This is a genomic window from Streptomyces sp. NPDC094034 (assembly GCF_040303865.1).
Classification (GTDB): domain Bacteria; phylum Actinomycetota; class Actinomycetes; order Streptomycetales; family Streptomycetaceae; genus Streptomyces.
In genome coordinates this window covers 24,738-44,665 of sequence record NZ_JBEOUD010000049.1, presented here as the reverse complement: position 1 = coordinate 44,665, position 19,928 = coordinate 24,738, and the positions used below count along the sequence as shown (strand labels likewise).

The 19,928-nt window shown below is 70.8% G+C and carries 19 protein-coding genes; 4 read left to right on the top strand and 15 right to left on the bottom strand.

The features are described from left to right. Nucleotides 1-7 precede the first annotated feature (7 nt). The 10 genes from ABTZ59_RS31345 to ABTZ59_RS31300 all read right to left on the bottom strand — a co-directional run bounded on the left by ABTZ59_RS31345 (nucleotide 8) and on the right by ABTZ59_RS31300 (nucleotide 10,187). Nucleotides 8-2,044 (bottom strand): PEP/pyruvate-binding domain-containing protein, encoded by a 2,037-nt coding sequence (locus ABTZ59_RS31345; protein WP_351420888.1) that lies wholly within the window; start codon nucleotides 2,042-2,044, stop codon nucleotides 8-10. Between the two features lie 64 nt (nucleotides 2,045-2,108). Beyond that, nucleotides 2,109-3,047 (bottom strand): hypothetical protein, encoded by a 939-nt coding sequence (locus ABTZ59_RS31340; RefSeq protein ID WP_351420885.1) that lies wholly within the window; start codon nucleotides 3,045-3,047, stop codon nucleotides 2,109-2,111. A 13-nt stretch (nucleotides 3,048-3,060) separates the two neighbouring features. Then, nucleotides 3,061-3,672, bottom strand: coding sequence for a histidine phosphatase family protein (locus tag ABTZ59_RS31335; RefSeq protein WP_351420883.1), 612 nt, complete (start codon nucleotides 3,670-3,672; stop codon nucleotides 3,061-3,063). Further along, nucleotides 3,663-4,379 carry a nucleoside/nucleotide kinase family protein gene (locus ABTZ59_RS31330; RefSeq protein ID WP_351420880.1) on the bottom strand — a complete coding sequence of 239 codons (717 nt, stop codon included), beginning with the start codon at nucleotides 4,377-4,379 and terminating at the stop codon, nucleotides 3,663-3,665. The genes ABTZ59_RS31335 and ABTZ59_RS31330 overlap by 10 nt, the downstream gene beginning before the upstream one ends. A 54-nt stretch (nucleotides 4,380-4,433) precedes the next feature. Beyond that, nucleotides 4,434-5,225 carry an ABC transporter permease gene (locus tag ABTZ59_RS31325; RefSeq protein WP_351420877.1) on the bottom strand — a complete coding sequence of 264 codons (792 nt, stop codon included), beginning with the start codon at nucleotides 5,223-5,225 and terminating at the stop codon, nucleotides 4,434-4,436. After that, nucleotides 5,218-5,973, bottom strand: coding sequence for an ABC transporter permease (locus ABTZ59_RS31320; protein WP_351420873.1), 756 nt, complete (start codon nucleotides 5,971-5,973; stop codon nucleotides 5,218-5,220). Before ABTZ59_RS31320 ends, ABTZ59_RS31325 begins: the two co-directional genes overlap by 8 nt. Then, nucleotides 5,973-6,917, bottom strand: a complete 945-nt coding sequence (locus ABTZ59_RS31315) for an ABC transporter ATP-binding protein (RefSeq protein WP_351420870.1) — start codon at nucleotides 6,915-6,917, stop codon at nucleotides 5,973-5,975. The genes ABTZ59_RS31320 and ABTZ59_RS31315 overlap by 1 nt, the downstream gene beginning before the upstream one ends. After that, on the bottom strand, nucleotides 6,914-8,014 hold the full coding sequence (locus tag ABTZ59_RS31310) for a nucleotidyltransferase family protein (protein WP_351420865.1): 1,101 nt from the start codon (nucleotides 8,012-8,014) through the stop codon (nucleotides 6,914-6,916). Before ABTZ59_RS31310 ends, ABTZ59_RS31315 begins: the two co-directional genes overlap by 4 nt. Nucleotides 8,015-8,181: 167 nt before the next feature. Then, a complete protein-coding gene (locus ABTZ59_RS31305; protein ID WP_351420861.1) occupies nucleotides 8,182-8,973 on the bottom strand; it encodes a hypothetical protein in 792 nt (263 codons plus the stop codon). After that, nucleotides 8,970-10,187 carry a M16 family metallopeptidase gene (locus tag ABTZ59_RS31300; RefSeq protein WP_351420858.1) on the bottom strand — a complete coding sequence of 406 codons (1,218 nt, stop codon included), beginning with the start codon at nucleotides 10,185-10,187 and terminating at the stop codon, nucleotides 8,970-8,972. Before ABTZ59_RS31300 ends, ABTZ59_RS31305 begins: the two co-directional genes overlap by 4 nt. A 448-nt stretch (nucleotides 10,188-10,635) precedes the next feature. On the opposite strand from ABTZ59_RS31300, the gene ABTZ59_RS31295 reads away from it, so the two are divergent. Next, nucleotides 10,636-10,959: a helix-turn-helix domain-containing protein gene (locus ABTZ59_RS31295; protein ID WP_351420929.1), complete on the top strand. Its 324-nt coding sequence runs from the start codon at nucleotides 10,636-10,638 to the stop codon at nucleotides 10,957-10,959. Continuing rightward, entirely contained in the window at nucleotides 10,959-11,165 is a 207-nt protein-coding gene (locus ABTZ59_RS31290; protein ID WP_351420854.1) for a hypothetical protein, read from the top strand. Before ABTZ59_RS31295 ends, ABTZ59_RS31290 begins: the two co-directional genes overlap by 1 nt. A 142-nt stretch (nucleotides 11,166-11,307) precedes the next feature. Here ABTZ59_RS31290 and ABTZ59_RS31285 read toward each other — a convergent pair whose 3' ends face one another. The 3 genes from ABTZ59_RS31285 to ABTZ59_RS31275 form a co-directional block, all read right to left on the bottom strand. Next, nucleotides 11,308-14,346 carry an AfsR/SARP family transcriptional regulator gene (locus ABTZ59_RS31285; RefSeq protein WP_351420851.1) on the bottom strand — a complete coding sequence of 1,013 codons (3,039 nt, stop codon included), beginning with the start codon at nucleotides 14,344-14,346 and terminating at the stop codon, nucleotides 11,308-11,310. 134 nt (nucleotides 14,347-14,480) lie between these two features. Then, nucleotides 14,481-15,302 carry an alpha/beta fold hydrolase gene (locus ABTZ59_RS31280; protein ID WP_351420846.1) on the bottom strand — a complete coding sequence of 274 codons (822 nt, stop codon included), beginning with the start codon at nucleotides 15,300-15,302 and terminating at the stop codon, nucleotides 14,481-14,483. Nucleotides 15,303-15,348: 46 nt separating this feature from the next. Further along, nucleotides 15,349-16,020 carry a DUF4097 family beta strand repeat-containing protein gene (locus ABTZ59_RS31275; RefSeq protein WP_351420843.1) on the bottom strand — a complete coding sequence of 224 codons (672 nt, stop codon included), beginning with the start codon at nucleotides 16,018-16,020 and terminating at the stop codon, nucleotides 15,349-15,351. A 227-nt stretch (nucleotides 16,021-16,247) separates the two neighbouring features. Between ABTZ59_RS31275 and ABTZ59_RS31270 the strand changes: the two genes are divergently transcribed. Further along, the gene (locus ABTZ59_RS31270; protein ID WP_351420840.1) at nucleotides 16,248-17,003 is read left to right on the top strand and encodes a GbsR/MarR family transcriptional regulator; all 756 of its coding nucleotides are present in this window, start codon (nucleotides 16,248-16,250) and stop codon (nucleotides 17,001-17,003) included. 359 nt (nucleotides 17,004-17,362) lie between these two features. Next, nucleotides 17,363-17,719 (top strand): hypothetical protein, encoded by a 357-nt coding sequence (locus tag ABTZ59_RS31265; RefSeq protein WP_351420837.1) that lies wholly within the window; start codon nucleotides 17,363-17,365, stop codon nucleotides 17,717-17,719. Nucleotides 17,720-17,904: 185 nt separating this feature from the next. On the opposite strand, the gene ABTZ59_RS31260 is transcribed toward ABTZ59_RS31265, so the two are convergent. Continuing rightward, nucleotides 17,905-18,657, bottom strand: coding sequence for a hypothetical protein (locus ABTZ59_RS31260; RefSeq protein WP_351420834.1), 753 nt, complete (start codon nucleotides 18,655-18,657; stop codon nucleotides 17,905-17,907). Nucleotides 18,658-18,845: 188 nt separating this feature from the next. Then, entirely contained in the window at nucleotides 18,846-19,778 is a 933-nt protein-coding gene (locus tag ABTZ59_RS31255) for a phosphotransferase family protein (RefSeq protein ID WP_351420831.1), read from the bottom strand. Nucleotides 19,779-19,928 lie beyond the last annotated feature (150 nt).

The window sequence follows — 19,928 nt, the reverse complement described above, 5'->3', positions numbered from 1 at the left end:
CGGGGCGCTAGCACGCCTGCTCCCGGCCGCTCGGGCCGCTCAGGACCGTTACCCCGGCGGGTGAGATCTCCACCGTCATTCCGTCGCGCAGCTGCGCCGCGCCGGGTGACACGATCGCCGGGACTCCCCGCTCGCGCAGCACGATGGCGGTGTGGCACAGGAGGTTGCCGCGCTGGAAGACGAAGCCCGCCGCGAGGTCCACCAGCGGGATGAGCCCCGCCGACGGGTACTCGGCCACCACGATGACATCCTTGGTACGGCCGACCGCGTCGACGGCGGCGGTGATCCGGGCGTCCGCCATCACCGCGGCGTTGTCCGTGCCGGAGCCAACGACACTGACCTCCAGGGCGCGGGCCGCCTCGTCGAGCTCCCCGAGGTCCGGCAGGTTGAGGACCGTACCCGAGGCGACCCCGCCCGAGATCAGCTGTCCGCCTGGGGACGAGGGGGCGTCGAGGCGGCCGCCTTCGAGGCTGACGTCACGCACCATGGCGCCGCCGTCACCCGCGTACCACTCCACCCGTGCCTCCCCGAGGGACTCGCACAGGGCGCGGGTGACGCGGGCGATGTCCAGGATCTCGGGATCGGACCGGTCGAAGGTGTACGCGGGCGTGTCCTCCGGGTGCCACCACCAGCCCTCGCCGGGCTTGACGCGGCACCGGCGCTCGAACGTGCCGATGTGCTCGCGGGCGACCCGCCCCGCGGGCGAGACGGTGAAGACCGACGGGACGAGCCCGCCCTCCTTGATGCCCGGAAGCCCGGCGGGGAAGGCCTCGATGACGACGGTCCCGTCACCGAGCACGGCGGAGAAGCCGGACGCCTCGGCGGGCACGATCTCCCCGATGTGCGCCGCGCAGAACGCCGGGTCGTCCAGCGGGTTGCGGTCGTGCCCGCGCTTGAGGTGGAGTGCGAGCTCCGCCAGCGGCGCGACGGTACCGGTGCCGCGCCCGGCCCAGTTGATCTGGACGTACTCGGTGCGCAGATGACCGGCGAGCTCGTCCGAGAGGCGCCGCGCGTCCTCCGGGCGGTAGACGACATACGCCTCGCGGTACGTCGGCACGTCAAGAAGCGCGCACTGTCGCCGCAGCCAGATGTGCTTCATCAGGGCGCCCTCGAAGCGCCTTCGGCACAGGCCGAGGTCGACGTCGTGCAGCGCGCCCACATCGGAGTCCGGCCACCAGCCGGCCGCCGGAGCGCGGGTCGCCGCGGCGTGCGTGATCGGCCGGGCCTGTAGCGCGTGGAGGCGGCCGTCGCTCCACACCCACTCGATGTCGAGCGGCTGGCCGAAGAGCTGTTCGCCTTGTCGGGCAAGGGAGTTGAGCGCGTCACGCAGTGCGCGCGGCAGTGTGACATCGCGGTCGCCGTCACCGGCGGTGAGAACGACGCGTCCGGCGCTCGCGCGCCCCGAGGTGGTGTCGGTCGCGTTGCCCCAGGCGATATCGGTGATCGGCCCGTCGGCGTGCGTGACCGGGTCCCGGGTGAACAGCACACCGTGCGCGTCGGGCCGCACCCAGGACTGGAGGAAGGCGGCGTACTCACTCGGCAGCCGACCGCGTGTGTACGACAGGACGCGGGACGAGTACAGCGCCGCCCAGCAGCGTCCGAGCGCCGCGAGCACCTCCGGCACCGACGTCAGCGGCCCCTCGGACTCGAAGACACCGGCGAAGGACAGCTCGGCACCGTCCTCCACCGGAACCGACGAGCGCACCATCACCGGCCCGGCCGCGAGCAGCCGCTGTGCCGCCTCGCTCACCTCCGCGACCAGGTCGTCGGGCCATGGCGTGCGTGTCAGGGCACGGCGGATGAGTTCCAGGGAGCGGCCCGTGCCGGTGGGGATCGCGCCGATGTCGCGCAGGTGCCGCTCGATCGACCGGCCGATGTCCGTACGGGACGCCACCTCGCCGAACCAGCGCGAGGTCACGCAGACGCCGTCCGGGACCGGAAGGCCGGCTCCGTGCAGGCGGGCCAGGGCCCCTGCCTTCGCGCCCGTCAGCGGCGTCGGGAACCCGTCGGCTCGATACAACGGTATGACTCTGTCCTGTTTCACCTTGACTCCTGTCCTCTGTTTCCTCCGCCCCGGCCCGGGCCGGCGCCCCGGCGTGTGCCGGACGTCAGGCGGCGCTCCGCAGGTCGACGCGGAGTGGCGCGCCGGACTCGCCGGTCGCCTCGTAGACCTTGAACTCGTACATGTCGATGACCCGGACGCTGCCGTCGGGGTAGATGCCGTACTGATGGTGCGCGCGGGTCTCCTCGGTCGGCTTGAACCGCTTGCCGTCCCGGCCCTTGATACTGATCGCGTTCACGACCGGGCTGTCCCCGACGTACGAGCCCAGGTCGTAGATGTCCTTCGCCGAGACGCGCCGCGGATCGGTCATGGCCTTCTCCGACTCATCGGGTCGCAGCCCGGCCAACTCCAGTGCCCGGGCCATGAACTGGAGCGCCTCTTCGCGCCGGTCCGCCGTGGATTTGAGATTGATGCGGAACCGCAGACCCGTGGGGTCCTCCATGCGGGTCGAGCCCAGGTCCCACAGCGGCGCGAGTGTCGCGACGTCCTCGGCGATGCTGTGCAGATAGCGGTCGCTGCCCCAGCCCGCGTCGCAGGGCGTCACGGTCAGTTTGACCTGGGAGACGACCTCGGGCGCCGCGGCGACCTCGCGCAGCGCGGTTCGCGCGAACCGCTTGCCCTCGCTGCCGTTGGTCACCAAGTACAGCCCCTGACCCAGGTGTTCACGCCATATCCGGGCGACGTCGAACGTGGTCCGAGTGGTCCCGCCGTCCCTGACGTGGTAGTCGAGCGGATCACTGATCCGCCAGGAGGCGATGCTGCGCCGCGGTGTGATCCCGCGGTCCCGGAACGCCTCGCCGATGTCGCGTGCGAGCCGCGTCAGGGTCGCGAAGGGCGTCATCTCCACCGGACTGGTGTCGCCGAAGGCGGGGCAGTGGGTGCAGTTGCGGCGGCAGCGGTCATTCGCGTGGAGGAAGCCGAGTCCTTCCAAAACCTCATCGAGTACGCCTTCCTCGATCAGCGGGGACAGGGACGGGTAGGCCATGGCGGTGCACCTTTCACGTGGTACGGGGTCGATGGGGGAGGGGGCCGGCCGCACCCTGTGGTGCGGACAGGTCGAGGAGGTGGAACTGTCCGGGGGACAGGTGCGCCCGGTGCGAACGCCAGGTCTCGGCGAGGTCCCAGCCGTTGGCCTGTGCCGTCAGGACGGTGAGGGTGACCGCGTGCGACACGACGATCGCCGGACGCCCGTCGTCGGTGATCAGCCGCAGTACCCGGGCCACCCGGGCCGCCACGTCGGCGAGCCCCTCCCCGCCGGGCAGCGGGTCCATCGGGCCGCGCTGCCAGCGGGCGTACGCGGCCTCGCCCGCGGGGCCCGTGGAGGTGGATCGTCCGCGCAGCTCGCCCCAGTCGAGTTCACGCAGGTCCGGTCGCGGTGCGATGCGCAGTCCAGGGGCGATCGAGTCCCTGAGCAGAGCGGCGGTCTGGAGTGCGCGCTCGGCGTCGCTGCTGTGGATGATCTCGGGCCGGAAGTCCGAGGCGGCGATGCGCTGCCCGGTACGTGTGACCTGCTCGCGGCCGGTCTCGTCCAAAGGCACGGCGGAGGAGAGTGGGAAGCGTGCCTGCGCGTTGGCCCGGGTACGCCCGTGCCGGACCAGGATCAGACGCATGGCCCGTCTCCCCGTCGCGCGGGGCCGGTGCCCGTGGCGGCCACCGCGCGGGACCGCGGCAGGGCTCCGGAGCGCGCCAGATGGTCGCGTATCTCCTGGGCGACCCGGTCGACGGGGGCGCCCGCGTCGATGTCGGCCACGGACGTTCCGGCGCGTGCGATCTCGGTCAGCGCGGGGAGGCTCTGCTCGATGTAGACATCGGCTTTCCGCTTCATCCGTGTGAGGGCCCGTACGGTCGGCCGGCCTTCGCCCGTGGGCGCCGCCCGGGACAGCTGGCGGCGCATCGAGAACTCCAACGGGTCGCCCGGGGGGCGGAGATGAAACACCGTCAGTCCTTGGAGGGGCAGGCCGCTCGTGAGCAGGAGGCGGGCCTGCTCGTGTCCGCGCGGCACGCTGTCGAGCACGACCGGTTCGCTCTGCGCGACTCTGCTCGTCAACTCCATGAGCACGCGGTCGAGTTCGGCGGGCATCAGCTCGCCGCGGTCGGCCCGCGCGTGCGCGGCCTCGCGCACCCGGGCCACGCGGATCCGCTCCCCAGGGGTGAGACGGGCGTCGATGGCGCGGTCGCCGCGCAGCAGCGCGGGCACCGACGCGCACAGGACCGGGGAGCCCCAGGTCTCACCCAGGGCCGCGACGAGGCGCGCGGCCTGCGTCGTCTTTCCCGACCCGGGCGGGCCGACCAGACTGTAGACGTTCGCGGTACTCATGGGCGGCATCTCTCTGCTGGAAGCGGTGGGGGAGTGGGGACGGAGGAGCGGTCATCAGCGGAGGGTGAGGGACCCGGCGCGGACCTGGTGGCGGAGGGCCCCGGTGAGCGTCAGCCAGCTGATCGCGCCCCAGAGGAGCAGCACCCCGCACTCCGCGAGGACCGCGGTGAGCGGCACGCCGTCACCGGCGACGGCCGAACGCATCGCACGCAGCCCGTGCGTGGCCGGGAGCACCGAGACGACGGCGCCGCCGAAACCTCCCTGCGGCGGCTCCGTGTTGACCCCGGCGAGCGTCATCAGCAGGATCGTCGTCCCGGCCGTCAGATACATGCGGGACTCGGGCCGGCGCAGGCTGACCCCGGCGAGGGCGAGGGCCAGGCTGTAGCCGCTGAGCGTGATCAGCGCCTGGAGCAGGAAGCAGACGGGCAGGACCAGCGGGCCGATCTCGACCCCCACCAGCCAGCGCAGCACGACGAGGGCGAAGCACGAGGCGACGACGCCGTCGACGGCCCAGTACAGCCCCCGCGACAACAGCGCCGGGAACGGGCCGTTGCGGCTGAGCAGCAGGAACTGGAGCGTTCCGGCGCGGCGTTCACCAACGCTGGAGGACACGACGCCGAGCGCGCCGAGCGGTCCGAGGATCACCGCGTTGCCGAGCGCCATGTAGCGCTGCGCGCCGTCCGAGCCGATCGCCTGGCCCACCATCGAGAAGAACAGGACCTGGCACAGCAGCCGCACCATCCAGCCGAACAGCCACGAGCGCCAGGTGTAGAGGGCTCGGTAGTCCTGGTAGCCGCACAGCAGTCCGTAGCCGATCTGGTGGAGCAGCGCCTTGGCGTCACGCATAGAGCCTGGCCTCCCCCCGGCGTGCCCGTGACAGGGCACGGCGCAGCAGGAACACGCCCACCGCCAGCTGGAGGGCCGACAGGGCGATCAGGGCCGAGAAGTGGGCCGCATGGCCGTCTCCTGATCCGGTCATCGCGTCGCGGAGCAGCTGCGCCCCGTGGGAGAGGAAGAACAGCCGAGCGATCCACTCGACGGGGGCCGGCAGGGAGGTGACGGGGAGAAGGAGGCCGCCGAGGATGTAGAAGGGGTAGGTCAGGGCGTTCTGCAGCAGGCGCCCCAGGGGTACGAGGATCATGAGCGCGCAGACCAGGAGCGCGGACCCCGCGGTGCCGACCACGAGGAGCAGCGCGGCCGCGAGCGCGGTGAGGGGCTCGTGCACGGGCAGTGCGAATCCGAATCCGATCCGGCCGATCGCGATGACCTCCACCAGGACCGGCACGCTCAGCGCGGTGATGGTGCAGATCCGCGTCACCAGCGAGCGCACATAGGCGTCCGGGGTGAGCAGCGAGGGCTCCAAGGTGCCGTCCCAGCGGTCGTTGTCGACGACTTCCGCCGCGACGAACATCGCCTGCGACCACATGCTCATCGAGAACGCGGTCAGCGCCACGGTGGTGGCCAGCTCCGGTGCCCCGTACGAGCGCACGGCGGTGAAGAAGACCAGCGCGTACAGCGGGACGATGACCAGCGTGGCCAGCAGGCGAGGGGACCGGGTCAGGAGCAGCCACTGCAACTGCACGAAGGCGGCCATCAGAGGGCGAACTCCCGGTCCTCGATAATGGACCGGTACACCTCGGCCAGGGTGGGCGCGGCCACCGACAGTTCGCGCACACCCGCGGCGGTCAGTACCCGGAGCACCTCGGACACCGAGTCGTCCTCCGTGATGCGGAGCGTCACGAACCCCTCCGGCGTCGGCCCGTCCAGGGTGACGCCCGGGATGCGTGCGACGGACTCGGCGGCGTCCGCGGACACCCCGCCCGCGGTCACGGTCCGTGGTGTGTCAAGGCCGGTGAGCAAGTCCTTCGGCGCGCCCTCCCGGAGGATGCGGCCGTGGTCGATCAGCGCGACGCGGGAGCACAGCGCCTGCGCCTCCTGCATGTCGTGCGTGGCGAGGAGCACGGTCGAGCCGCCGTCCCGCAGCTCCTCGACGAGCCTGCGGAAGCCCTGCGCCGCGTGGGGGTCCATGCCGCTCGTGGGCTCGTCCATGATGAGCACGCGCGGATCACGGAGCAGCGCGCGGGCCAGATGGACCCGCTGCACCATGCCGCGCGAGTAGGTTTCCAGGCGGTCGTCGCCGCGCTCGGCGAGGCCGAGGCGCTCCAGGAGCTCGTCGGCCCTGCGGCGGCAACGACTGCCGGTGAGACCCTGCATGGCGCCCCAGTAGCGCAGATTCTGACGAGCCGTCAGGCGTCCGTAGAGTCCGCGCTCACCGCCGAGTACGAGGCCGATGCGCTCGCGCACCGCGGGCGCGTCGCGCACCACGTCCAGGCCCGCCACGCGGGCATGGCCGCTCGTGGGCAGCAGCAGTGTCGTGAGGATCCGCGACAGTGTGGTCTTGCCCGCGCCATTGGGCCCGAGGAGCCCCACGACCTCGCCTTCCCCGGCGCGCAGACTCACCGAGTCGAGCGCGGTGACTTCGGTGCCCTTGCGGCCGCGGAACCGGCGGGAGAGGTCGTGGACCTCGACGGTGCTCATGGCCGCGCCCCGTCGAGGGCGCGCAGCCGCCGGAGTTCGGTGAGCGCCGCGTCGTAGGCCGCGGGGTCCACGAGCTCTGTCTCGACCATCAGGAAGTCGCCCACCGGGCAGCGCAGCAGGACGCCGTCGGCGTACACGTGGAAACGCACCTCGGTGTCCGCCCCGGTGTCCGCCTCGGTGTCCGCTCCGGCTTCCGGGCCGGGCGTCGGCCCGGCGGGCAGCCGCAGGCCGTGCCGGGGCCGGCCGCTGTTCAGACAGGGCTCCCTGGTCCAGGCGCGCTCGCGCTCCGGGGGCGCGTCCTCGCGAGCGTGCCGCTCGGCCAGCTCGCGCGCGGCGGGCTCTCGCAGCAGCGGCAGGAGGCGGTCGTTGACCGGGCTCGGCAGCCCGTGGGTGTCATGCAGCGTCTCACCCAGCCGCAGCAGTTCCGGCGCGAGCCGGTAGCGGTCGGCGGCCTCGGCGAGCGCCGCGGGGGGCGGGCAGCCGGGGCTGTCCAGAGCGAGTGCCAGATCGAGGACGTCCTTGATGCTGAACGGGCGCTGGAACGCCTCCTCCGCGATGGCCAGCAGGTCGGATGTCACCTGGTCCCGCGGCGGTTCGGCACGCACCGGCACCACGCCGGGCTCGCCGGGATACGCGAAGGTCACCAACTCGACGCGGTGATCGGTGTCGAGGACCGGATCCTGCGCGGGCCAGCGCAGAATCACCAGCCAGTGCACGCGCTCCCCGCTGCCCAGCACCGTCACATCGATGCCGCTCACCGGCCGGGTGCGACGCACCGTCGTCACGGCCTGCCACAGCGCCGCCTCGTCCGGTACGTACGCGTCCAGATCACCGCTGGAGCGCAGCACCTCGCTCGGGTAGTGGTCCGCCAGCGACGGACCCTTGAGGACGCGGACCCCGGGCACCTCCACCGACAGGAGCGCCGCGAGCTCGCGGTAGTCGTCGACCCGGACCCGCATCCGGCGCAGTTCGTCCCGGGAGCCGCTGCCGAGTGCCGCACCCTGTCGGGCCGCGACGGACAGGATCAGCGGCGCCAGATGGCCGCGCGGTGAGCGGGCGGCGCGGACGAGGTCCCGCAGCGGTTCCCCCGGGTCCACGCCCAAGGCGGTGGAGAAGAGGTCCAGCGTGGGCGCGGGTGGCGCGGGTGGCGCGGGTGGCGCGGGTGGCGTGAGTGGCGTGAGTGGCGTGAGTGGTGAGGGTGGTGAGGGTGGCGCGGCGAGAGGCAACCCGGCGGGCGAGTCGGGCATATGTATCCCTTCGTGGATCACCACGTGCGCTCCCAGAAGGCGTGGTCCACCGACCAGTCGGAGCGCAGCAGCGTCTGGAGGACCATGTCCGCGTGCCGGGCCGGTTCCGGCTCGTGGGGGTGGACGACATGCCCGCACAGCCGGCGTGGGACGGTGGCCCGCGCGGCGGCGGCGACCAGCGCCGTGGTCGCCTCACGCCGGTGCTCCGCGTCATCGATGAGAATGTCCACCAGCTCGGCGAACGCCTCCCCGGTGACCTCGTCGCGCTCGTCGGTCAGAACCGTTCCGTGCCCGATGGGTACGCCCGCGACCTGGGCGATGAACGAGCGGCGTCCCGGATTCGTCAGCACGACCTTGATCCCGGCGTGTTCCGCGTCCACCTCCAGGCCCGGGTAGGCGTTGCGGTACGCCCGCACCAGCCAGGCGTGGACGCGCGCGTCGTCGCCGGGCGCGGCGGGACGCACGTCCACTGTCGTACCGGGCGAACCGGGGCGCGGCGCGGTGGCGTTCGCGGGGCGGTCGTGGCGGATATAGGTGAGGCGGGGCCGCCACGGCTCCGGCAGCGGCACACCGCCCGACACGCGCAACAGAACCGCCTCGGTGTCCGTGTGGCGCTTCCGTACCCGGTCACAGAGCTCACTGAGAGCCTCGGCGTCCTCGGGCAGCCCCGGGTCGCAGTACTCGACCAGGACCTGCGGGCGCGCGGTGAACGGGTCGTCGTACTGGTCGGCCACGTAACGGTGTCCGCGCACCTCGTCCACCAGACCGGCCAGCCGGGCCCGCTCCAGGTAGTCGTCCGGCGTGTTCACGGCGCCGCCGGACTGGCCACGGCCATCAGGCCGTCCCGGATCTGGGCGGCGGCGAGACGCAGATCGTCCGCGGTCACCGCGTCGATGTGCGCGACCTCCTCGGCGGGCGACCAGGAACCGAGTGCGCCGCCACGCAGTGCCAGGAAGCGGGCACAGTCCAGCGGGGTGTCCATGGAGGTGAGGACGCGCATCCGGGCCTGGCGGCGCGCGGAGGCCAGATCGTCGGGCGCGGGGCCCTTCGTCGCGACCTCGTCGAGCGCGGTGCGGATGACGTCGAGCGCCGCGTCGCCGTTGCCCGGCTCCACACCGGCCAGGACGCGCCACACACCGGTGTCGGCGTAACCGCGGTTCCACGCGTAGAAGCTGTAGGTGAGCCCCGCCTCGCCGCGCAGCCGACGGTACAGAAGCGACGACGGGCTCGAACCGAGCAGCTGGGCGAGAACGTTGAAGTGGGGTCGGCGCGGATCGTGTTCGGGCACCGAACGCGCGCCCGCGCACAGCCAGGTGAACTCCGTCGACCAGCGCACCGGTCGCGGCGCCAGCGGCGACGGCGAGGGCGGCACGGTCGCCGGCGCCGTACCGATCGCGCCGAGGGTTCGCGGCTCGATGCCGGCCTCCCAGGGATCGACCGACGTCGGCAGCCTGGGGCCCACCACGATCACCGACAGCGGGGCGGTCAGCAGCCTCTCCCCGTGCGCGGCGGCGACCGACCTCGTGTCACACCGCTCGATGTCGGCCTTGATACCGGCGACCGGACGTCCCATGGGATGCCCCGGGAAGGACCGCGCGAAGAACGCGTCCTGCGCGACGTCGCTGTGGTCGGCCGCGGCGGCGGCCAGCTCCTGGAAGACGGCCCGCCTCTCCTGTTCGAGGACGTCGTCGCTCCACCGCGGTTGGAGGACCGCCTGATACAGCAGCCCGGCGATCTCATCGGCGTCGTCCGGGGCTATCTGCGCGTAGAAGAGCATGCGGTCGAGGCCGGTCTCCGCGTTGGCGTGCCCGCCGAGCCGCTCGACGTACTCGCTCAGCGACGGGACGGCCCCGACGGGCGCCGACATCAGTACGTGCTCCAGCACATGGGCGAGCCCGCACTCCCCCTCGGGGTCGAGTTGCGAACCGTATTTCGAGGCCAGGCAGATGGTGGTCGTACTCAGCCGCTCGTCGATCATGCCGACGACGGGTACGGGGCCGTCCACCGTGGTGAACTGATGCACAGCAGCCCTCCATTCGGTAATTCGCTTTCATCAAGCGGGTATGCCGCCACCCGAAGGTGGCGGCATACATCGACGCGTCGTCGATTAGCGGTCCTGGGGCTTGACCTTGTCGAGACGCGGGCGCAGGAAAGCGGCGTGCTTCGCCATGATTTTCTCCTTGATCGAACGGATCGGACGTCCGTCACGTTAGGCATTGCCCGTTGGCGGGAGCAAGAGTGATTTCTGTTTCCCGCACATCGAATCGGGTGGTATGACGAAGGCTGCTGATTACGGAAATCCTCCCTCCCGGGAAGGCTCTTCCACCCCGAACGGCGGGTGTCCGGGCAGTGACTGCACGGCGTCCATGAGGCATAGATCGAGACACGCTCAAGCAGTGATCATCCGTTGATCGGGCTCTGAGACTCTTGTCGAGCCAACAGGTGCACCGGGGAGAGACGATGTGACAGCAATGAACGATCGATCGGACCGGCTACCACCGACGGTGTCCCGACCGGCCCCGCCGCGCCGCCTCGCCCTCGACGAGCGCCAGCTCAAACTCATTTCGCTCCTGTTGGCGGGCCACACGGATATCAGCGCAGCCCATCGGCTCGGGGTCAGTCCCCGCACCGTGACAAATATGCTGCGTTCCCTTATGAACCGGCTCGGTGTCGACAACCGCTTCCAATTGGGCGCCGCCCTCGGCACCCATGTGTGGTCCGAAACCGCACCCGAACGCTCCGACGAACGCGACTGCGACCGCTCTACGTTCGCAGTAATTGAAAGGGGAATTTGATGATGTTCCGGCGAAGCACGCTGAAGCACCATCGGGTCAAGGAATTGACGGCCGGAATCGTCCTCCTCTGCGCGCTGACGGGAATGCTCGTGACGGCGCGTTCGACGGCGCCGGATACGACGGGCACGACAGCCAACAACGATCACGGCTCCGTGACATGGAACAACACGGGCTCCGAGTGGGCCGAGCCGGCGGACTTGTCGTAGACGGCACGGACGGACAACGCCGTATCGCCGGGAGCCGAGCCGAGCCGAGCCGAGCAGGGCAGGGCAGGGCCCAGCAGGGCCCGGGCTGGGCTGGGCCGGGCTCCCGGCGATACGGGCGCCGGTTACCCGCCTGGAGCACCGGTCACCCGGAGCCCCCGGTCAACTCAAGGTCCGGGCGGCGCGGCAGCGCCGCCGCCTCGGGCAGGTCGAGGCGCGTGAACAGCGTGCGCGCGCTCTCCCACAGCACCTGCGCCTCGACCGTGCGCCCGAGGTCGGCGAGGACATGGCCGAGGACAGTCAGGGCGTACCCCCGGTCCCGCTCGAACACGATGTCCTCACACTGCGCCAGCGCCTGTTCGGCGTGCGGCAGGGCCTGTTCGAGGTCACCGAGCGCGCGCAGACTCTCGGCGAGGCGATAACGCGCGTGCACACTGCGGGAGTGCAGGTCGGCGCTCGCGCACAGCTCCAGGCACGCCTCGAACCACGACACGGCCTTGTCGTGCTCGCCCAGGGCCTGGAGCGCGAGGCCCAGCACGTACATGGCGTACGCCCGTCCCGAACTGTCCTGCGGGTACGCACCACTGTCCAGGACCTGACCGCAGACCCCCACCGCCTCGGTGGGGTTCCCGGCACGCACCTGCGCGAGCGCGGCGTTCACCATGGTCGCCGTCTCGGCCGAGCGGTGCCCCAGCTCACGTGCCAGGGAGATGGATTCGGTGAAGTACGTGACGGCTTCGGGGTACCGCGACATGTACTGGGCGATGAGGCCGAGATCGTTGAGGACCTGCTGGAGCACGACGGTGTCACCCACCTCCCGGCACGCCGCGAGCGCCGACCTCGCCTCCGTCCCGGCGTCGGCGAACCGTGCGGCGGACAGGGCGATCGTGCACCGCAGGAAGCGGGCCCGCCCTTCGGCCCTGCGGTCGCCGAGCCGCACGGCCGCGTGCACCAGGGCGTCCGCCGTGGACACCAGTTCGGCGTAGCGGTTGCCGACACCGAACGGGCTGAGCGCGATGAGCAGATCGACCGCGCGACGCAGTCGGCGCACCTCGTCCTCGTAGCGCGGGGCGTCCGTCGCCGCGCCCCCCTTGTCCGGCATACGAGCCGTCGCCGAGGCGATCTGGGCCGCCAGCGCACCGGCCTCCGCCGCCTCGACCAGCACCCATCGCCGGGCGGCGCCCAGGTCGTCGAAGGTCAGAGGGGGCACTCCGGGCGGGGCGAAGGCGCTGGCCACCGGGTCGGCGGGGACGGCGTGCCGGAACGCCTCGCAGGCCGTCGACAGCAGAAAGTCGAGCAGCCGCTCCTGGATGGCCGCCGCCTCGTCGGTCCGTTCGTCGCGCGACTTGCGGCGTGCGAAGTCGCGCAACAGGTCGTGGTAGCGGTAGCGGCCGAGCACCCTCGACTCCAGCAGGCACGCGTCGACCAATGACTCAAGGGTGTCCTCGGCGTCATCGGCGTCCGTCGCGAGCATCGCCGCGGCCGCGGCGACGCCGATCTCCCCGCAGTCCACCGCCGCGAGCCGCCGGAACGCCGCCGCCTGCTCGCCCGTCAGCTGGCGGTAGCTGAGCTCGAACACCGCCTCGACGGCCAGCTCACCGGCGCGCAGCTCGTCCAGGCGACGCCACTCCACGGTCAGCCGCTCCCGCAGGCCGGCGAGGGACCACATGGGGCGGGAGGCGAGCCGTGCGGCCACGATCCGCACGGCCAGCGGCAGCAACCCGCACGCCTCGACGAGTCCGAGCGCCGCCTCGGGCTCGGCCGCTACCCGCGCCTCACCGATCACCCGGCGCAGCAGCCGGGTGGCCTCCGTGCTGTGGAACACGTCCACCTCGACCTGCAAGGTCACCGGCAGACCGGCCATCCGGCTCCGGCTCGTCACGACCACGGCACAGCCCTTGGCAGCGGGCAACAGCGACCTCAACTGCCCGGCGTCCCGCACGTTGTCGAGCACGATCAGCATCCGGCGGCCGTCAACCATGGACCGGAACAGCGCGGTTCTGGCCTCGATGTCGTCCGGCAGCGCGTCGGCGGCGATGCCCATCGCCGAGAGGAAGTTCGCCAGGACGACCTCGGGTCTGCTCGGTTCCGCGTCCCCGCCGTGCAGATCCGCGTACAACTGCCCGTCCGGGAAGGCGCCCCGTACCCGGTGGGCCACATGGAGCGCGAGCGACGTCTTGCCGACGCCGCCCATGCCGACGAGGACGGCGACCGCGGGTGTGCTGCGCTCCGGCTCCCGCAGGCACCGGTCGAGCGCGTCGACGAGATCCTCGCGGCCGATGAAGTCGGGCTCCTGGGGCGGCAGATGGGCCGGAGTGGGCAGCGGTCGGGGGCTCGGCGACGGTTCCTGCCGCTCTTTCGCCCGTTCCCTCTCCCCATCCGCCTCCGCGCCGCCGACGAGGCTGATCACCTCGGACGCCGGGGACGCCAGAGCGGGGTCGCGCTCAAGGATGCGCTGGTGCAGCTCCTCAAGCGCGGGTCCCGGCTCCACCCCGAGTTCGTCGACGAGGAGTTGTCGGGCGCCGCGTGAGACGCCGAGCGCGTCGGCGGACCGCCCTGCCTGGTACAGAGCCGTCATCAACAGGCCGTATGGACGTTCACGCAGGGGGTGCTCGGTGGTGAACTCGGTGAGTTCCGGCACGCAGCGCGCCGCGTGGCCCAGCGTGAGCTCGTACGCCAGACGCTCTTCGAGCAGTGTCAGACGCAGCTCGCCGAATCGCTGGCGCTGCCGCTCCGCGAACGGGCCGGGCATTCCGGCCAGCGGCTCGCCCTGCCACAACTCCAGGGCCTGCCGGAGCAGTTCCCTCGCCTGCTCGGGCCGCCCCTGGGCACCGGCCCGGTCCGCCTGGGCGGTGAGCTCGGTGACCTGGAAGGCGTCGATCGACTGCTCGGGGACGTGGAGCCGGTAGCCGTCGCCGGACGTCACGAGTACGTCCAGATCCGGCTGCCCGGCCGCGAGTATCCGCCGCCAACGCCAGGCGTAGGTCCGCAACGTCGATACGGCCTTCGTGGGCGGGGTCGTGCCCCACAGCGCGTCGGACAGATCGGCCGCCCCGGCGACACGCCCCGGCCTGAGCAGCAGCGCGGCGAGCATCGCCTGCTGCTGCGGATACCCCACGGCCAAGGGGACGCCGTCCCGGAAGATCCGTAACGGGCCGAGCAGCGAGAACCGGAGATGCGCCATGGTGCCTGACTCTTCTCGTATCACATGGACTGGTTGGGCGATTATCAGCTAGACCGCGATCCGCGTGCGGAGGTTGCCTGTGTCCTCCTGGCAGAACAGAGCGGCTGTCGAACCGAGAATGGCCCGGCAGGCGTTTACCCGCGCCCCCCATGGTCGAGGGCGGAGACCTCGCGTACGGCCTCGGCGATGGCCGCGAAGTCCCTTTTGAGGATCGCACCGTGGTTGCTGGCGACTTTCGCGGCGACTCGGATGTTCGCGTTGCGGGCCGTCACCGCGTCGAGGCTGGTGCGTATTCTCTCCTGCTCATCGCCGCGGCTGCCGAGGGACGTCCCCGAGGCGACCACATAACGCACAGGGACGGTGATGCTGTCCAGTACGGGGCCCAGTTCGCGCTCGCGGGAGAGCCTGCCGAGCTCGATGTTGCTGTCCGCCTGCTGGTCGGCGGTCATCCTCGGGGTCAGACCCGTCGGGCGCAGCAGAGGTGTGAACCAGCCCATCCGCCGGAACATCTTCCGGATCCGCCGCTCCATGGCCTCGTCGAGCCAGTCGTACGGGAAAGCGCCGTCGACCAGGACCGCGCCCAGGGCGCGGTCCGGATGCCGGTCGGCCCAGTGCGCCCCGACGAAGGCCCCGTAGGACCAGCCCACCACCAGCGCCCGGTCCACACCTCTGGCCGCGAGCACGGCGTCGACGTCCCGGACCGCGGCCTCGAAGGAGTAGTCCGCGGAACGCTTCGACTTCTTGCCGCGAGCCCGCTCGTCGTAGGTGATGTGCCGCCATCCCGCGCCCAGTTCGGCGATGACCCGTCGCCAGTACCCCTGAGTGGCGAACTGGCCGTTGAGGTAGAGCACGGGGATACCGAGGCCGCCGGTGTCGGTGACGGCGAGGGCCGTGTCGTCGATCGGCACCATGCCGGTCCACTTCGAATCGGCCGGGGACATCGCGTTCTTCGTCATGTTGGTGCTCCTTCGGAAGCCGTGGGTCGGAGGTCGCGGGGGAGAGTCAGAGGCCGCGGGCGGTGATGTCGCCGTGGGCGGTGGTCGCGTGGATGTTCAGGTCGGCGGTGCCCTCGGTGTTCTTGAGCGAGTTGTGGATCCGGCCGTAGCCGGTGCCGGCGTCCAGCGAGGCGGAGACTCCGTGAGCGGCGCCGAGGGACACATCGCCGGACTCGGTGCGCAGCACGACCGTGCCGCGTACGGCTTCGGCGATATGGATGTCGCCCTGCTGGGTGCTGATCTCCGCGGGACCGCTCAGCCGTCCGACCGAGACGTCACCGGCGAGGGCGGTGAGGCGGACACTCGTGGCCTCGTCGATCTTGGTCGCGCCGTGCGCACCGTCGAAGGAGACGTCGCCGAGCCGTCCGACGGCCCGGAATTCGGCGCCGGCCGCCTTGGCCTCGACGCGGGAGCCGACGGGCAGCTTGACGGTCACCTCGATGGATCCGGAGGGGCCGAGGATCTGGTGCTTCACCGCCGCCGGGGTGCCGATCCGCAGGACGCCGTCGGTGTATTCGACCTCGGTCTGCTCGGCGGCCTTGACGTCGCGGCTCTTCGAGGCGTTCGAGGGCCGGATCTCGACCGTGGTGTCGGCCCGGTCCGCGGCGATGAGCTGGACGCGTCCCGCGGTGATGTCCAGGACGGCGGCGATCGGGGTGGGGGTGTCGAACTTCCGCATGATGCTCTCCTCTGGCGCTTGTGGTTTCTGACACCGGAAACGCTACGTAGCGTTCGACAATCACGCAACGACATCGTTGCTTGCGAAGCAAATACTCGCAGGTCAAGCGTCTCTATTCGTTGCAACGAATGTGACGTCAACGCAACGTCGGGACCCAACTCGTTGCATTGGATGGAGAGTGAACGCTATGTTGGAGGCATCACGGAGTGCGTACGAAGGAGATCGCGATGCCGGGAGGCAGGCTCACCCAGCAGGAACGCCAGCAGATCGGGCTGGGGTTGTCCGACGGCCTCGCCTACGCGGAGATCGCCAGGCACCTCGACCGCCCGACCTCGACGGTCACGCGCGAGGTGATGCGCAACGGCGGTCCCACCGCCTACCGCGCCGACCTGGCCCACCGCGCCACCGAACGCCGCGCCCACCGCCGCCGGCGGATCGCGCCCCCGGGGCCCCACACCCCCGCGCAGGCCCCTGGACGTGACCCCGAGGCGGTACGGGAATACGAGGAGACCTTCACCACCCTCCTCATGCAATCGGGCCTGCCCAAGATGATGGCCCGCGTGCTCACCTGCCTCTTCATCGCCGACGCGGGCAGCCTCACCGCGTCCGAACTCGCCCGGCACCTCCAGGTCAGCCCGGCATCCATCTCCAAGGCGATCACGTTCCTCGAAAGCCAGGGCCTCGTGCGCCGGGAACCGGACGAAGGCCGCCGTGAGCGCTACGTCGCCGACAGCGACGTCTGGTACCAGTCGACGATCGCCAGTGCCCGAGGCAACATCCAACTCGCCGAGACCGCACGGCAGGGCGTCGCCATCCTCGGCCGCCACACCCAGGCCGCCGCTCGCCTGGAGAACATCGCCCGCTTCGTCGACTTCATCGGCGAGAGCATCATCCGCGCCGCGGAACAGGCCCGCGAGATCCTCCACACCACACCCGGCACGCCCTCCGACGGCACCGCGGAGCCAAGGTCGGATCGCGAATAGACGGCCCGGGCGGCGTCCGTGACACACCTCCCCGGTGTTGAGGACGTCCTTTCGTGATGGTCGATGCGGGTCTTCTCTATGCCTTCGCGATGGAGCAAAGGAATTCTGTACAAGCCTTCTCCCGTGCACCCTGCGAGTTCTGATCGAGTTCGACTCACGTTCAATGTCTGACCATAAGCGATAAATGCGGCTCCTTGGTGTTCCGGGATCATTCCGAGAAGAACAAAGAAACCACTGGCATTAATCTGCCACTCCCTTCTCATATTCACGCCGCGCTATCGACTGTCGCGCATTGCGCCGTTAGCTTGGACGGAGTGTTCAGCCCGAAGCACCTTGCGACTTTCTCCAGGAGGTCAATCATGCACCGGAGACGAATCGCCGCCCTGGCGGCCGCCCCAACCGCCCTGCTCATCGGGTTGGCGGTCTTCTCGACGTCGGCCGCGGACGCGTCCGCCCCCAAGGCGCCGACAGCCGTGAGTTCCACCTGTAACGCGCCGACCAGTGACAAAGTCCTTTCCGTCAAGGAAGGAATCGCACTCGTTGAGCGTTGCTCCGCCACGAAGGCGGTGGCCGCCGTGCCCGGGTGGCACTGGATGGGAAATTATGGCTCGGTCTACGACGTGGTCAACGTCGCGAACGGCGCAGGAATAGGAGCCGGGGAGCTCATCGCTCAGCCGGGTCCCACGGGACTCGTCCCCGCCTTTATGTATTACTAAACAGGCCCGCCCTTGGTCGACCAATGGCCGACCAAGGGCTTTGCACGGGGGACGGCCGGGTGTGGCGCGATGGATGGCGCCGCACCCGGCCGTCCGTGCGTAATACGTCGCGAGCCGTCTTCCGCGCGAGTCCGCTCAGCGGTTCAGCGGTTCAGCGGTTCGCGGTTCAGCGGCGGTTCAGCGGCTCATCCGCAGTGGCGGAAGGCATCCGTGGTGCCGGCGGTGGTCACCAGGCCCGAGCTCTGGTCGAGGACCACGATGGTGGCCGGCTGCGTCTGTCCGCCCCGGCACCTGATGTCCGCGACGTACTGCCACCCGGGCAGGGTGCCGGAGGCGCTGACGTTCAGCGAGCCCAGCGAGTACGGCCCGGTCGTGTTGATCCCGACCGCGTAGAACCGCACGACGCCGTTCGGACCGAGTCCGCTGCCCGTGGCGTAGAGATAGCCGCCCAGTTGGTGGAATGTGGTGGAGACGGACACCCCGCCGCGCGGCGTCGCACCCGGGTCCGCCAGCCGCCACGGAGCGTTGGCGTTGTCAGCACGGGCCTGGTCGCGGCTGGCCGGCGGCACGCAGACACGGTCCGACGGCCGCGTTTCGCGCCAGACGAAACCCGGCTTGCAGGTGTCCGGCCCGTAGACGCCGCCATTCGGCTCCCGGCGGGACGGGCCCAGCGTGTTCTCCGTCGTGATCTGCGAGCGGATCTGCGGTGTCACACACACGAGGTCGGCCGGCACCGCCTCCCGCCATACGAAGCCCGCCGCGCAGGTGTACGGACCGTACGGCAGATCCGCCGCCATGGCGGACGGACCCGTCACCAGACCCGTCAGCAGCGCCACCGCCGCGATCAGTCCGGCCAGTACGCGCCGCGGGAAGCCGGAGCCGACTTCCCTGACGACACCCCGGGCCGTGCTTCCTCTGCCATTGCTTCCGCCATGCATGTGTTCTCCTCGGTCGGGGAGGGGTGATTCACAGCTGGAACAGGTGATGCGGAATCAGTCGATTTCACTGGGGAGCACCGCTGGACGTCTCAGTCCGGCGGCCGTGCCCAGGAGCCGTTCCGCACGTGCTCCGCGGGCGGTGGGAAACCTACCTTCGGGGCGGTGTCATGTCGTGAGTAATGCGCTACTCAGCCTGACGGCGCAGAGCCGGGGGTCCGACGGCGCGGTGCGTCCATCAACGCGGTGACATAGGCGTCCAGCCGCTCCTCCACGGCTCGCGTCGTCAGCTCTGTCCTCCCCGCCTCCCGCCACGGCCGCGACACCGCCCGCACTTCCTCCGAGAACGCCAGAGCGTCCCGAACCCGCCAGTACAGCCGCTCGCCCGCGTCCGCGGCCAGCACCCCGCCGGCCTCCTCATACGCCTCGGCGAACCGGGAACCCCACGCCGGACCGTGCAGCAGCGCGAGATTGGTGGAGCAGTGCGCCACATCGAGATCCGTTGGGCCCCAGGAGGTGGCCGCCCAGTCGACGACGCCGGTGATCCGGGTACCGTCCTGCCCTGGGGGCGCCACGTCGAACAACACGTTGCCCGGGTGGAAGTCCCGGTGCAGGAATCGCCCCGCATAGGGCGGCGCGGGCTCGCGGATCACATCGATCGCCGCGGCCCACGCCGCCGTGTGGGCGCCCTGAGGAACCACGACGGTGTCGGCGGTCGTCAACGCCACATACTTACCGGGCCGGTTGGCGGGTCGCAACGCGTGGATCGCGACGAGTTGACGGGCCAGCAGAGGGACGCGCGTCTCCAGTCCCTCGTCATCGAGGACCGTCCGGCCCGCCAGATGCGTCATGAGGAGCGAGGGGTACTCGCAATGCGCGGCGGTCGGATCAACCGCGACCAGTCCAGGAGCCGGTACGCCGGTCCCCGGGAGCAGGGTCAGGGCGCCTGCCTCCCTGTTCAGCGAGTCCTCGGCGTGCTCCACGTCGACGAAGGTCCGCAGCACCAGGTCGCGGGTGCCTCCGTCCCGCGCGCGGATGGTCAGCCTCCGCATTTCGGCGGAGATGCCGCCGTGCAACGCCTCGGTTCCGACGATCCGTTCGCCTGCCTTCAGCTGTCGACTCACCCAAGCCAGTGCAGTGTCAACGGTCGGACGGCCCTTGCCTCATCGTGGTCGGTCACCGCGCCAGCCCATCATCCGGGCGGCGGGCCACGCAAAGCTTTTGTCGGAGGCGATGGCCGGCGCCACGATCACCCGTATCACTCTCCCGACTCT